This window comes from Paenibacillus sp. D9 (assembly GCF_001188365.1).
Lineage (GTDB): Bacteria > Bacillota > Bacilli > Paenibacillales > Paenibacillaceae > Paenibacillus_O > Paenibacillus_O humicus.
This window is the reverse complement of record NZ_JZEJ01000001.1, coordinates 5,493,105-5,507,395: the sequence shown is the minus strand read 5'-3', so window position 1 is coordinate 5,507,395 and position 14,291 is coordinate 5,493,105. Positions and strand designations below refer to the sequence as shown.

The following is a 14,291-nucleotide window of genomic DNA, read 5'->3' as shown; positions in this document are numbered from 1 at the left end:
TTTCGGGCTTGTGGGCACAACAACGACGGCTCAAGAACAAAGACAGATTGTGCGGCTGCCGCCGGGTACATGCCCTTCCCCCTCCTTATGCTTCGCCATACACTGCCTCAAAGAGCCAAATGAGGGAGTGAAAGGCCCGTGCTGCCTTCCGTTACGGTTGTGATTCCGTTTTACAATTGTCCTTATATCGGCCAGGCAGTTGCCAGCGTGCTGGGACAAAGCTACACCAACATCGAGGTCATTGTCGTTGATGACGGCTCCACGATGCATCAGCATCTGCTGGACCCCTACCGTTCCCGGATCGTCTACTTGCAGAAGAGCAACGGAGGAACCGCCAGCGCGCTGAATTACGGCATGCAGCGAGCGGCAGGACGCTACGTTGCATGGCTAAGCTCGGATGACGTGTTCGTCCGCGACAAGATCGTGAATCAGGTTTCCTTCATGGAAGAGAAACGAGCGCAATTCAGCTTCACCGACTACCACACCATCAACGCAGCCAACCAGATTACGCAATACTGCTCCACGATGAAGTTTCCCACGGAAAAGGCGTTCGTCTCCGCCCTGCTCGACTATTGCCCGATCAACGGCTGCACGGTCATGATGCTCCGAAACCTGGCCGAAGCGGTCGGCTGGTTCAATCCGGGCCTGCCCTACACGCATGACTACGACATGTGGGTCCGCATCGCGCTCAACGGCGTCGGCATGCACTTCCTGAACGAACCGCTCACCTTGTACCGGCGGCATTCAGCTATGGGAACCATCCAACGCGGCAGCCAGGTCGCAGCCGAATTCGAGTCCATGAGAGCCTATTACGCTCCCATGCTGAGACAGCGCCTTGCCGGCATGCCAGGTTAAGACTCGGCAGTTCAATTGGGAAATTGAAGCCTTATACAAACAAGAGCCTTACGCATCCCTTCAGGATTAGCGAAAGGCTTTTTTCTTCTTTAGGGATGGGAGTTCTGTTCTTTCGCCAAAAGAAAGAGCTCATCCAAAAATTGGTTGAAAATCCACGGCTCATTCCCCACTTCATGTTGACATGTTTACATCATTTGTTAATCTAAAGTTACTGGTAAAATCTGAGAAAAGATCGCTCATGTCAAAACGTTCAAAGGCAACCGCGGCATTTTTATTCATGGCTATTCTCCTAATGGCTTGCAGCGCCATTCAAACTCAGAACAATCGGAGGCGGAATCGCTGGCAAAGGATTTTGTCGGCAAGAGTATGAGAACACAATGTCGAATAAGAAAAAATGTTGGTTTCCTCATGCCTGTTTTCTGTGAAGGATACGAATTCGAAACTCCGGAGAATGGCTTATTATTGAGCTCGTTTGAACTATCATAGATGGGAGGTGATTATTTATTAATGGCACAGATGCTATTAGCTTCGAAAGGTTTTAACCAAGATATGAAAAAGACATTCCTGTCCTTGCTTGATGAAGATATTGAGAACTCCCGCGCCACAATAATAACTACTGCATCGCCTCACAAGGAAAACAACAAGCACGCTCAAGCAGCAAAAAAAGAGCTGAGTCAGATGGGTTTTCATGTTACTTTTACTGATGTAGAGTATAACAATCCTATCTGTTTGGAAGGCAATAAAGTCATCTATATAAATGGCGGAAACCCATTTACCTTGCTGTTTCATTTGAGAACAAGTGGCGCGGGGGAAATAATAAAAGCACTATCATCCGAAAAAGTTATATTTATAGGCGTAAGTGCAGGAGCACTGGTACTTGGACCTGACATTAAAATTGTTAGCCTCTTCACTCCTCAGTTAAATACTGTCGGCATAGAAGATTTAACTTCACTGAAACTTACCGAGCAGTACCTTTTCCCACATTATGATAGGGACGACTTGTTCCTTGAACAGCAAAACAGAACAATAGAAGACAGAATACGAGAATTTGAAATTATAAATAATTGCTCTGTGAGACGAATGACGGATGAACAATACGTGTTGCTTGAAAGCCGTTAGAACATAGAAACTGGATAAATCGACCGCATAATAATCGGTTTCTTATTCATCCAATATCAACATAAGAGATAACACAACCTTCAATTAAGAAAGAGCCGTTCTCATTGGAAGAGAACGGCTCTTTTTCACATCAGTTTGAAAACATCGAAGCTTGCGAGGCTGCCCTCCAAACTCAGACGCATCTCAGGCATCACGCTTGACCGGCCAGCTCCTCCAGACGCTTGAACGCCTGATCCAGCTTCTCCGCCGGGATGCGGGCGTAGCGGTCGCCGATATGAATCTCTCCGGCACAGGAGTCCGGAGAAGTCTCCTTCAGGTAGGGCAGGAAGCCGACTCCAGTATCCTTCGCCGTCTGCTCCAGCAGAGCCGATGCCCGCTCCACAGGAAGGTCCAGATGCAGATGGAACATATTGGACACCGGCTGCTCCGGCACTGTGCGCATGCGGCTGCAGCGGTTGAAGCGGGAGCTGAGATCGCGGGCGCCGTCCAGATACGACTCCATCAGCGGCAGACGCTTGTCCAGATAATGCTCCGAGCTGACAATGTACGGGTAGAGGCTGATCAGATCCCCGCCATGGCGTCTTTTCCACACCTTCGATTGCTGCGCCAGATCGGCATCCCCCGCCAGAATGGCGCCGGCGATGCCGCCGATTCCCTTGTAGAAGGATACATAGACGCTGTCGAAAAGGCTGCTGATCTCGGCTTCCGAGCGGCCGTAGTAAGGAACGATCTCGAACAGGCGCGCTCCGTCCAGATGGATCGGGATGCCCTGCTCCCTGCACCAGGCGGATATGGCTTCCAGCTCCTCATAAGCAGGCAGCTGGCCCCCGATCTCGCGTTGCGGCAGCTCCAGGAGCAAGCAGCCGATTGGCTCCCCGACCGCCTGGATGTCCTCCAGCGTAATCAGACGATCCTCGCCGCCCAGAAGGATGGACCGGATTCCATGCAGCTCGTGCAGTCCCCTCTCCTCGTGGATTTCGAGGTGGCATAGCGGATGATAGGCCGCCGTGCGGTAGCCGCGGCGGTCGCACCAGATCCGAAGGGCGATCTGCTGGGCCATCGTGCCGCTCGGGAAAAATACGGCCGCTTCCTTGCCCAGCAGCTTCGCCATCTTCGCCTCGAACGCTTCGATGATTTCTCCTTTTCCATACATATCGCTGAACTGCGATCCATCTGCCTGCTTGAAAGCATCGAGCAGCACCTGCATGGAGCGCGGACCATGCCCGATGATCGGATAGTCGGCATCCTGATAGCTTTGCGACAAAGCGGAATCTTTTTTCATCCTGCAGTCTCCCCTTCCGTGTACCTTCTATGCTTGTATATCAGAAAGGGGAGGTTCGGCGCAAGAGAAGAAACAGGTGTAGAAAATGTTGCCGCGCTGCTTCTATTGGCCTAGCAGCCCCGTTCCCGCCAGCAGACGGAACAGGGCTGTCGCCGTTTCGGCTCGGCTGGCCGCTTGGCCGGGAGCGAAGTGCCCGTCCGGCAAGCCGTTCATGACTCCGCTCGCCGCCGCTTGCCGAACGTAATCGGCCGCCCATCCCGAAATGGAGCCTTCGTCGGCAAATTCGGACGCTTGCCCTGCCGCATCCCCTTGTTGAAGATGAGCAAGCGCTCTAGCCAGCACCACGGCCAGTTCTTCCCTCGTCACCCTAGCCGTCGGATGGAACGATGAATCGGCGTAGCCCTGCATGAGTCCAGCCTCGGCTGCGGCCGCAACCGCTCCTGTGTACCAGCTTCCGGCGGACACATCCTTGAACGCCGCCTTCTGTTCCGGCAGGTTCAAATCCAATGCCCGGAGAAGCATCGCCGCGAGTTCTGCGCGTGTGACCGGCTTGTCCGGAGCGAAGCCGACTCCCGGAATACCGCTTACGATTCCTTTGGAAGCCAGGCTCCTAACCGCAAGCGCGCTCCAATGTCCGTCAAGGCCGGACAATCCGGAAGGACGGACGGCGAGCATGAAGATGCCGCTGCGGCTTGTTCTTGCCGTCAACTGCGTTTCCAGTTGATGGGATGCCGTGAGATTCGCAGGGACATAACCAGCGGAATTCAGACGTTCGTCATAACGGATGACGGCTGAATCGGTTATATTCACGATCCCTGCCTGCGAGAATGAATAGGCGAATCGGATCCAGCTGCTCGGCTCCGCTTCCTTGCGGCTGCTCGGAGTGGTCAGGAAAACCCCGAATTCGACCGGCGTTCCTTGCGGTTTCCAGCCCTTGGCCAGCGAGGCCTGCATCGCCAGCCGCGCCTGGGGTTCATCCGGCTTGCGCAGCAGGAATTCAAGCGCGGTTCCCGGCGCAAGCGTGCCCGGTTGGGCGTGCAGGAATTCCGCAGCCTCTCTCGCCTTGAGCGTGACGGAGACAGCTCCATTCACGAGGTGCAGCACGAGCTCCGGCTGTCTCATTGCTGCTTCCTCCAGCGCGCCGGCGCTGAACGAAACCTTGCCATCGCTTCCCGCAGGGACTTCCACGATGAAGAGCTTATCCGTCCATGCCTTTTGCAACGCTCCGTCTTGGCTGCCCGTGCCCGGAGAAGCGGATGGCGCTGCGGTCGGAGCCAATGAAGGCGATGGAGTCCCTATCGGGCCTGTTGATGGGTTTGATGTCGGTACCGGCGTTCCCGTCGGCGTCGGGGTCGGGACTACCGTCGGTGTCGGCGTTGGCGTCGGGCTTCCCGTCGGCGTCGGCGTCGGCTCTGTCGTCACGGAATCGACGACCTGCACCGTATACGCACGTCGAATATCGCCTACCCGGACTTCGAGATCGGCGCGGCCTGCGGCGACAGCGGCAAGCTTGCCCTCCTTGAACGAAGCTACGGCTTGCGGCGAGACGGCGATCTTGGCTTGGCCCGTCACATCCGCTCCGTCCTTGTCCAGCACCTGCAGAGTTATCGCCAAGCCCGACTCCAGGCGGAACGGACCGGTCTGTCCATCCGACAGCCGAACTTCAAACGGCTTCGGATCGGATGCGAAGCCGGCATTCACTTCACGGAACGTGAAGTTCGGCGCGGCCGGATTGCTCACCCGGTCGATCCGCTCGCCGCGGATGATGAGATTATCCACCAGCAAGGAGCCCTTCATGTCCGAGGTGATTTCCACTCCGCTCGTCCCGGCTCCGTCCAGGACGTTGTCCGTTAGCTCGACACCCTGCACGTTCTTGCCGCCATGGACGATCAAGCCGGAGTAGGTGCTGTCGTAAGCGTTGTTGCCGCGAACGACAATGCGGCTGTCTCCGCCGATATCGTTCTCGCCCGCATACAGCCACAGTGCGCCGAGATTGACTCCGTACCCGGAGTCGACGCTGCCCGTGCGGATCAGCGTGTTGCGCTCCACGACGGTCGTGCCTTGGAAAGGCTCCGCCGAGAAACGGGTCGAGACGGCGATGCCGGCTCCATTCGCGATCGTATCCTTGGCGATGTTGTCCTGAATCACGTTGTCCCGGCCGCCGAACACGACGATGTTGTCGGCCAGCCAAGGCAGCGCGACCGTATTGAAGCGGGCCGTGTTGTTCACGCTCGGCGTTCTCTCCGCTCCGTTGACATCCGCAAGCTTGGCGTCGGTGAACGACCACATCGCGATGCCGTCGTCTCCCGGATACCGGATATCGCTCTGCTCCATCATGCTGTGCGATGTTCCGACGGCGAAGTTGATGCCGTCCGCCATCAGGTTGCGGATGCGCAGTCCGGCCATGTACAGGCCGTCCGTGCGCTTCTTCTCGCCGATCGGCTGCGTCAGCCACAGCCCGGCCTTCGTATGCTCGATCCAGATGTTCTGCAGCACCGAGCCCGGCCCGAACGCCCCGTGGAAAGCATTGTCGAACGCTTCGTCATCCCGGACGCTGATGCCTCCGTCGATGAGAAGGTCGTACACCTTGACCTTGCCGCCGTGGCCGTAGAATCTCGCCCCGTCAAGCTCGGTATGCCATCTGCCGGCTCCGCGGATCACGGCATCCTGAAGGTCGATGACTTTATCCGAGAACGTGAATACTCCCGCCGGGAACCACACGCCCCTGCCCTGCTTGCCCGCTTCCGCAAGGGCTGCCGTCAATGCGGCCGTGTCGTCCAAGCCGTCGTTCGCGGCAGCGCCGAAGTCGGTGACGGCGAGGAAGCCTTCCGGCATGGAGTAGGCCGCATCGACTTTCTCCAGGTCGACCAGGTCGATCGTATAGGAAGCCGCTTCATCGCCCTCGGCTTTTTCCAGCCGAACCGTCGATCCGGCCGGAACGTCTCCGATCCGGGCATGGATGTCGTCGTAGAACCGGTGCGCGCTGCCCTGCCTCGGGTCGTTGGACCAAGGATAGCTGCCGTACTCCCACGCATACTTGCTGGTCAGCTCAAGCTTCTGGCGGAAGACGCCGTCGACATACAGCGAGAGCGTACGCTCGTCTCCGCTGCCGTCCTTGCTGTCCGGAATCGAATAACGGACAACGAGAGAATCGGCTTCCGCCGCCGTCTTGAATTCGATGTAATCGCCTTGCTTGTTCAGCTTGACGGCCTTTCGTCCCGAAGCTTCCGATGCCAGCTCCTTGTATTTGCGCGAAGGCCCGATGAGCTGTCCGTTCGTCTCCGCATCCTCGGCTTCGTAGCTGATGTAGTTCACCGTTGCTCCCCGGTAGGCGGGAGCCGCGCTGTCTTCAACCGTCAGGCTGTCGATCGAGGCGCCGCTTGGAAGCCCTTCGGCCGACACCGTATTGATGCCTGCGCGCAGCTTCAGCTCGAACGCGGCTTCCGCGCTGCCCGCCTGGCTCGTCAGTCGGAATGGCTGAACATCCAGTCCGTTGGCATCGATGCCGGCTGCGGCCGCTACGCTGCCGTTGTAACGGTAGCGGACCACGACCGTGTAGCTTCCGCCAGCAGGCGCGTTGACCGCGAAGCGGTAAGCTCCATCGCCATGGAAAGCATCGCTTCCCCTGTATTCGACGCTGCTCCGAACCGGCTCCAGCCGCCAGCCGGCTCCTGCCTCCGTGCCCAGCTTCAATTCCTGCTCCAGGTACATGCCCGTATCCGCGTTCCGGAGCTGCATGTAACCGAGCTTCTCATCCAGATGCCACTGCGCGCCCGGAAGGCGCATATCCGTCGCCAAAGTCAGGCTGCCGTCCGTTCCGGCGGCCAAGTACTTGCCCGCAGCCGCATTGCGGATGAGCTTGCGGCCGTTGAAATCCTGGACGAGCCAGCGGGTCGACGCTTGTCCGGCTCCGGCCGGAACATACGCTGCGGCTCCCTCGGCATCGGCCAGCAGCTTGGAGACGTCGCCGGCGGGAGAGATTTCAACCGGACCGCCGTTGTTCTGGACCGGCGTCGACGTGTTTTTGTTCACAGGAACATCAATGGATGGAATTTCGCCGGACTCTGGATATTCGAATATCCAGCGGGACGTGCCGAAGCTGTCCGCCACCAGCCCATGCTCCGCATAACCGGCGCCGCTGGCCGAGTTGACGAGCTCGTCGCTGTAGCTGCCGTACAGGTTGCGGATGAGCCAGGCTCCTCCATCCGCCGTCCGGGAGACATCCCAGCTTGACGCTTCAGGCGCTTCTGCGCTTCCCGCCGCCTTGCTCTCGAGGAAGCTGTAGTCGCCGTTCAGCGTAAGGAAATGACCGGTTGCGGCATTTCGGATTTTCACTCCGTCCTCTTCCTTGACGATGACCCATTGAGAGTAAGAGTTGGTTTCTTCCGGGCTGCCGTACAGCACGACGCCTCCGGCATTTTCGTACAAGTACCCTTTGCCGCCGGCAGACTTGATGCGCAGCAAGCGTCCCGCTGGAGCTTCTGCAGGCGGCAGGGCGACCGGCTCCGCCGTGAACAGCGCTTCCGGCCGCTCTCCGGCTCCAGCCGCCTTGCTCAGCCTAATAGCCGGACTTGCGCCGTCGGCGCTTTGCCCCGCAAGCAGGTAGTGGCCGGCCCAGCCGCTCTTGAACGCCGTATAGACCTGATCTCCTACCGTCACATCCTGCAGGCTCCATTTGACGCTGTCCCAAGACGCATTGATGTTCGCCCGGGTTTCCGGCGATTCGGCCGGATCATCCTCCGATTCATGCCCGGCGATGTTCTCCAGGGCGACATAACGTCCGCTTCCCTGGTTTTTCAGCAGCATCTTGCCGGGGGCGCCGGAATCCTCCACATACCAGACCGCCGAGTAATCGCCGGCGTCCGCTTCCCCGTACGTGACCATGCCAACGGTCGCGCCGTTCTCCTGCGTTTCCTTCAGATACAAGCCGTCCGATCCGTTCACCTTGTACCTGAACAGCCGCTGCCGGTCCTCGGTCACCGTCAGGAATTTCCATTTCGGGCTTCCCCAGCCCGGGTTGATGACGCCGTATTCCGCATATTTGGTCAGGTTCTGGAGAGAGACGAACTTCTCCGGCTGCTTGCCGGGCTCCTTGTCCGTCACGCTGCTGATGAGGTTGGAGTTGCCTCCCGTATCCCGCACCGTCCACACGAAGCTGCGGTCCGCGTTGCTCAGGTCCGAGAGAGGACTGACCTGAATATGGCCGTCCGGCATGTCCGAAATGTTGATATAATGGCCGGTCAGCCTGTTCTGGAACAGCTTGCGGCCCTCATGCTTGCGGATCAGCCACTGGTCGCTGGTGTCGTCCTTGGCGTTGCCGTATTTGAGCAGGCCGTCTGCCGTCTCATAGAGATAGAAGGGCTGCCAGCCGTTCTGGATGCGCACATAATGATCGGCTCCGTCGGCCGGCAAGGATGGATCGACGAGCTGCCACTGGGCGCCCAGAGAAGAAGCGTCGGCAGCGGCCTGGACCGTGCCGTCCGAGCGGCCCGTGACGAAGACGTCCCCGCCGCCTGCGGCTCCGATCGTCTGATAGTCGTCGTAGTCATCGGACAGCGTAAGCGTCCACTGGCTCTCCGGCGTGCCGAATCCGGCGTCCAGAGCAGACAGCGTGCCGCCGCTCCTCGTCAAATAGTGGCCGGTCGCCGAATTGCGGATCCGCTTCGTTCCGTCGAAATCCTCGACAAACCATAGATAATCGGCCGCCTTCGCGGGATCTGAAGCCAGCGCGCCGTGTTTCAGAGCGCCCGCTTCCTCATAGAGATAATCCGTCGGCGAGTTCGCGTCCGTGTACGAAGCGATGCGGACCGGCTGCAGGGCCGAAGGCGAAACGATGCGCCATTGGGCCGATGGATTGCTCTTCGATCCCGGCCAGCTGTTGGACCGCGCGTCCCGGTCGTCCGGAAACTGCGCATTGATCAGATACGAATCGAACTTGCCGTTGGCGAACGTCGCATAGCCGAGCCCGTCCGACGAGCTTTCCTGCAGCCAATCGGTGAGTCCGGGCTCGCTCGGGTCGGGATCTCCGGCTGGCATCGCCGCCCACTCCAGAGGCCCCTGCTTGATCAGATGCCCGGTCCCGCGATTTCGGATCTGGACTTTGCCCGGCACGCTGCCGGGCTCGATGTACCACTGGGCATTGAAGTCCTTGTCGCTTTTGACGCCGAAGCCGACGACGGAAGCGTCTTGGCCCGCAATCTGCCCTTCATATTCGTACAGCACCATGCCCGGGTGGAATCGCGACTCGATCTGGACCGCGTCGACAGGCACGAGCATCCATTTGGGGCTTTCGAATTCCAGGTTGATATCCGAGCTCAGCTCGGCGAAGCCCAGCTGATCCTCCTCGTGGATCGCCCGCTTGCCGCTCGAGTCCGCGGCGCTCACGATGTTCATGAACCCGCTCGTCGCGGTCGGGTTGATGTGCCACTGCTCGGATTCGGAAGGATTCGCCACTTGCCGGGCCTTCAAGGCATCCCTGCGCTGCGGCGTCTCCGAAGCCGTGATGTAGTGCCCCGTCTTGCTGTTCCGGATCAAATAGGAGCCTCCAGCCGCCTCCACCTCCCAATGAGAGGATTCATCTCCCGGACTGGTCATCCCGTACCGCACGGTGCCGTCGCTTGCCTCGTACAGATAGTTGTTCTGCCACATGTTCTTGATCCGCATCTTGCCGGCAGGAATATCACCCGCCCCATTGCCGCCTTGCGCCGCCGCTCCTGCCCCGTAAGCCGGCAGGCTGGCCAGCAGCAGCATCACTGCCATCAGCGCCGCGGCCGCAGCCCGGAATCGCTTCATTTCCGAAGACCTCCCCATCGTTTCGCTTTCTCTCTCATTGTAAGATGCAACCGTTTTCATAGACGATGTGCGTTATTAGGGGAACAAGGTGCGATTCTACGAAAAGAGGAATAAATGGCTATCTCCGCCATAGGAAGAGAAGCGGCATGGTATAATGGGGACTCTATCGGATTGCGCGATCCGTTCGTTTTCATTCGGCTTCAGGAAAGGATGGCGGCTTCAATGGTTGAGATTTCAGTCTGTCATTACGAGGCGTTCAGCACGATCCCGGGCAAGGGAAATCCGGCTGGTGTCGTGCTTGAAGGAGAGGGCTTGTCCGAGCATCAAATGCTGGCGGTCGCCTCCAGGGTCGGCTTCAACGAGACCGCGTTTGTGCTGCCGTCCGACCGGGCCGATATGCGGATCCGGTACTTCACGCCAGGACATGAGGTGAATCTGTGCGGGCACGCGACGATGGCGACGCTGTGCGCGCTGACGGAGCAGGGGCGGATCGCGCCCGGCCGTTCCTTCGCCGTGGAGACCAAGGCAGGCATTCTCCCCATCCGGATCGAGCGAAGGAGCGACGGGTTTCTGGACATGACGATGAGGCAGGCCGAGCCGCGCTTCGTCCCTTTTGCAGGCTCCAGGGCCGATCTGGCGAAATCGATCGGGCTTGAGGAGTCGGATCTGGACGACGAGCTGCCCGTCGTGTTCGGGAACACCGGAATCTGGACGCTCATCGTGCCGGTCAAGCAGCTGGACGCCTTTCCCCGCATGGTTCCGCGAAACGAATGGTTCCCGGACATCCTGAAGGAAATGCCCCGTGCTTCCGTGCATCCCATCTGCTTGCAGACGTTCGGCTCCGGTGCGGATCTGCATGCCCGCCATTTCTCCTCCCCTTACTCCGGCACGGTCGAGGATCCCGTCACCGGCACGGCCTCGGGAGTCATGGGGGCATACTATGACGCGTATATCCGGCCCGGCGGACCGCTTCCGCTGCAGCTGGTCGTCGAGCAGGGACAGGAGATCGGACGCGACGGACGCGTGAACGTCGAGATCGGGGAAGAGGGCGTCAGCCGTTCCGTCCGCATCACCGGCACAGCCGTATTCGTCAAGGAATGGACGTTGAGCATCTGACAGCAAAAACCACCCTGGGAGTGATTAGAAATGGATACAAGCCTGTTCGACCAGCTCGACTTCGTGCGGAATCAGACGCTGGGTCGGCTGCAAGGAATCGACGAACAGTCGGCGGATGCGATTCCTCAAGGCTTCCGCAATTCCATCCGGTGGAATTCGGGCCATCTGTATGTTGTGCTGGAGCGGCTCGCGTTCCAGGCGATCGGCCTGCCCCAGCAGCTGCCGGACGGGTTCGTGGAGCAATACGAATATGGGACTTCGCCGTCGTCGATGCCGGAGTCCGCACAGGCTGCCACGATGGAGGAGCTCATTCGGCTTCTGCAGGACCAGCCAGACCGAGTCCGTGCCGGCCTTTCCGGCCGACTGCAGGAAAACGCGGCTCCTTACACCACCTCGACGGGATTCACCTTGTCCACCCCCGAGCAGTTCATCCGGCTAGCGTTGTATCATGAAGGCATGCATTTCGGCATCATCAAATCGTACCGGACTCTTCTCGGCCTGACTTGATTACCGGTCCAGCGGGAGCAGAAATGAACAGGCTGCGGGCCCCATAACCCGTTATGCTGGAAATGAAGGAGAGATCGGTTTGGATTGGCTGACGAGAATGAATCGGGCGCTGGACATCATTGAGAATAACCTCGGCGGGGAGCTGGAGCTTGGCGGACTGGCCAAGGAGGCTTGCTCCTCCCCCTTTCATTTCCAGAGAATGTTCAGCGCTCTGACGGGCTTCACGCTGGCGGAGTACATCCGCAGGCGCCGGCTGACGCTTGCCGCGCAGGAGCTTGCCCTGACGGACATCAAGGTCGTCGATGCCGCCTTGAAATACGGCTACGGAACGCCCGAAGCGTTCGCCAAGGCTTTTCGCAAAACCCACGGCGTCACGCCTTCCATGGCAAGACTGCCGGGCTCGCCGCTCGTCGCCTTTCCCAAGCTGAGCTTTCATCTATCGCTGAAGGGAGATGTGAAAATGAATTATCGCATCGAAAAGAAAGAAGCGTTCCATATTGCAGGAGCATCCATCGAGGTCGGCTGCGTCGACGGGGAGAACTTCCGCCGCATTCCGCTGTTCTGGCAGGAAAGCGCCTCCAACGGCACGATCCGCAAGATCGCTTCGCTCCAGCCTGACCGTCCCATTATGGGCGCATGCGTCGACTTCCGTGCGGACACCGATCGGTTCCGCTACATGATCGCGGTCGAAGTTCCCGCAGGAACGCTGGAGGCCGACAAGACGATCGACGGCGTGGACTTTGTGGAAAGAGAAGTTCCCGCCTCCACCTGGGCCGTCTTCACCGCCGTCGGACAGCTGCCGGATTCGATCCAGTCCGTCACCAAGCGGATCTACTCCGACTGGTTCCCTTCCTCCGGTTATGAACATGCGGGCACGGCTGATCTGGAGATCTACCTGGAAGACGGCGCGCCGGGCAAGGATTCCGTCAGCGAGATATGGGTTCCGCTTAAAAAAGCGGCGGACTGAAAGGGAAAGAACCCTTTCTCCTGAAATCCGGGAGAGAGGGTTCTTTTGTCATGCATCCGCACAGCGCTTTCGAATCTATTCGTCTTCCGGCAACGAAACGATGCCATCCGGCTGCGAAGCCAGCAGCCTCGCTTTGGATGGCCGCAGCAAATAGAAGCCGAGCGACAAACCGAACACGCTCATGACGAGCACCCCGGCAATGACCGTTGCCTGTACGGTGTACCCGTCGGCAGCCAAGCCGAACCCCGCTGTCGCCAGCATGACAAGGATCGCCTCGAAAAACCCGTTGACGCTTCCGACCCTCCCCATCATCGCGACTGGAATATGGTTCTGGTAGAACGTCGCAAAGCCCGTATTGGCGAACGCGAGAAAAAATGCCAGGATGAAGAAACCCGCAGCAGCGCCGGCAAAACCCGCCGAAAAAGCGTAGACGAGGTAGCCGAAGCTGACGCCGATCGCGCCGAAGCCGATCTGGGCGGAAGCCGCCAGCCTCTTGACGACGACGGCGTTGACGGACGCCCCGGCGATGATTCCGGCTCCCGCAATGCTGACCAGCAGGCCGTACCCGCTGTCGGATAATCCGAGCACCTTCTGCGCGAAGGCGGCCTCCAGCGAATCGACGGCCGTCGCCATGACGACCATGACAGCGCTGAACAGCAGGCAGACAATCAGGATGGCGGTGCGGCTTCGGTAAAATCCGAGGACATCCGACCAATCCTGCCTGATCATGTTCCGGTTCATGCGTACAGGCTGATCCGCAAACAACCCCTTCTCCAGATCGGGCATCAGCATCGTGACGACTGCCGAGAACAGCAATGCGGCGGCGTTGATGTAGATGGCCGACGTCGGCGAACCGGCGAGGAACAGCAGGCCGGCTGCCGCCGGACCGATCAGGAAAGCCCCCGATCCGATCAATCCGTTCAGCGAATTGAAGCGGGGCCTCTGCTCCGGCGGGATCAGCTTGGCGATGTAAGTCCCGGAGGCCGGCCCGAACAGAGAGCCTGCCATATGGATGAGAAATACGAGCCCGTAAATGTACGCGATGGAGTCGAGCAACGGCAGCAGGAAAATGAGGAAAGCCCTGACCCCATCAAGGCCGATCATCAGGCTTCGCTTGTTCATCCGGTCTATCAGGCTGCCGGACCAGGAGCTTACCGCCATGGCGGCGAGAGGACGAAGCAGGTACAGGATCGATACCGCCATAGCGGACTTCGTTGCATTCAGTACGATTACATTGAGGGCAATGAAATAAATCCAGCCGCTGATGTTCGCCACGCCGATGCCAAGCAGCAGGATGGCGGGATACTTCCATGCTTCCATACCTTTCATGCGGTTCAAGGCCGCATCTCCTCCTCGTTGTTGAATGGTTCCTTCCTTTTCTATCGTGCGAAAGCAAACAAAAAAATCCCACCCCCAAGACCTAGGTCTTGGGGGCGAGACTTGTCGTCGCGGTGCCACCCCAGTTGTGCCTCCATGTCGCCATGCAGGCCTCGTCGAGTACGGCAATCCCGGTAGGAAGGCTTATACTCCAGCTCTGTAACAGGAGCTCCCGTCACACCATCGCCCGCCGGGCAGGTTCCGATGTGAAGCTCGGAGGCTTGTTTCGGCAAATCGCTATCTGCTCCTTCTCAGCTGCCGGAGCTCTCTGACCGG

The 14,291-nt window shown here is 58.9% G+C and carries 8 protein-coding genes; 5 read left to right on the top strand and 3 right to left on the bottom strand.

What is annotated here, in order from left to right; genetic code table 11:
• The first annotated feature begins 138 nt into the window (after positions 1-138).
• A complete protein-coding gene (locus VE23_RS24560; RefSeq protein ID WP_021877903.1) occupies positions 139-855 on the top strand; it encodes a glycosyltransferase family 2 protein in 717 nt (238 codons plus the stop codon).
• Positions 856-1,362: 507 nt separating this feature from the next.
• Positions 1,363-1,974: a Type 1 glutamine amidotransferase-like domain-containing protein gene (locus VE23_RS24555; RefSeq protein WP_049869470.1), complete on the top strand. Its 612-nt coding sequence runs from the start codon at positions 1,363-1,365 to the stop codon at positions 1,972-1,974.
• A 190-nt stretch (positions 1,975-2,164) separates the two neighbouring features.
• On the opposite strand, the gene VE23_RS24550 is transcribed toward VE23_RS24555, so the two are convergent.
• Complete coding sequence (locus tag VE23_RS24550) at positions 2,165-3,256, bottom strand: threonine aldolase family protein (protein ID WP_049869469.1); 1,092 nt, start codon at positions 3,254-3,256, stop codon at positions 2,165-2,167.
• 102 nt (positions 3,257-3,358) lie between these two features.
• The gene (locus VE23_RS24545) at positions 3,359-10,048 is read right to left on the bottom strand and encodes an S-layer homology domain-containing protein (RefSeq protein ID WP_049869468.1); all 6,690 of its coding nucleotides are present in this window, start codon (positions 10,046-10,048) and stop codon (positions 3,359-3,361) included.
• Between the two features lie 222 nt (positions 10,049-10,270).
• Between VE23_RS24545 and VE23_RS24540 the strand changes: the two genes are divergently transcribed.
• The 3 genes from VE23_RS24540 (at position 10,271) to VE23_RS24530 (ending at position 12,638) form a co-directional block, all read left to right on the top strand.
• Positions 10,271-11,164: a PhzF family phenazine biosynthesis isomerase gene (locus VE23_RS24540; RefSeq protein WP_049869466.1), complete on the top strand. Its 894-nt coding sequence runs from the start codon at positions 10,271-10,273 to the stop codon at positions 11,162-11,164.
• A 30-nt stretch (positions 11,165-11,194) separates the two neighbouring features.
• The gene (locus VE23_RS24535) at positions 11,195-11,671 is read left to right on the top strand and encodes a DinB family protein (protein WP_021877895.1); all 477 of its coding nucleotides are present in this window, start codon (positions 11,195-11,197) and stop codon (positions 11,669-11,671) included.
• A 79-nt stretch (positions 11,672-11,750) separates the two neighbouring features.
• Positions 11,751-12,638: an AraC family transcriptional regulator gene (locus tag VE23_RS24530; protein WP_069202527.1), complete on the top strand. Its 888-nt coding sequence runs from the start codon at positions 11,751-11,753 to the stop codon at positions 12,636-12,638.
• Positions 12,639-12,713: 75 nt separating this feature from the next.
• Here VE23_RS24530 and VE23_RS24525 read toward each other — a convergent pair whose 3' ends face one another.
• On the bottom strand, positions 12,714-13,967 hold the full coding sequence (locus VE23_RS24525; protein ID WP_048747165.1) for an MFS transporter: 1,254 nt from the start codon (positions 13,965-13,967) through the stop codon (positions 12,714-12,716).
• Positions 13,968-14,291: the final 324 nt, after the last annotated feature.

Bases quoted from the DNA above. Each gene is read 5' to 3' on its own strand.
- VE23_RS24555 (WP_049869470.1), top strand. From the start codon at position 1,363: ATGGCACAGATGCTATTAGCTTCGAAAGGTTTTAACCAAGATATGAAA.
- VE23_RS24550 (WP_049869469.1), bottom strand. From the start codon at position 3,256: ATGAAAAAAGATTCCGCTTTGTCGCAAAGCTATCAGGATGCCGACTAT.
- VE23_RS24545 (WP_049869468.1), bottom strand. From the start codon at position 10,048: ATGAAGCGATTCCGGGCTGCGGCCGCGGCGCTGATGGCAGTGATGCTG.
- VE23_RS24540 (WP_049869466.1), top strand. From the start codon at position 10,271: ATGGTTGAGATTTCAGTCTGTCATTACGAGGCGTTCAGCACGATCCCG.
- VE23_RS24535 (WP_021877895.1), top strand. From the start codon at position 11,195: ATGGATACAAGCCTGTTCGACCAGCTCGACTTCGTGCGGAATCAGACG.
- VE23_RS24525 (WP_048747165.1), bottom strand. From the start codon at position 13,967: ATGAAAGGTATGGAAGCATGGAAGTATCCCGCCATCCTGCTGCTTGGC.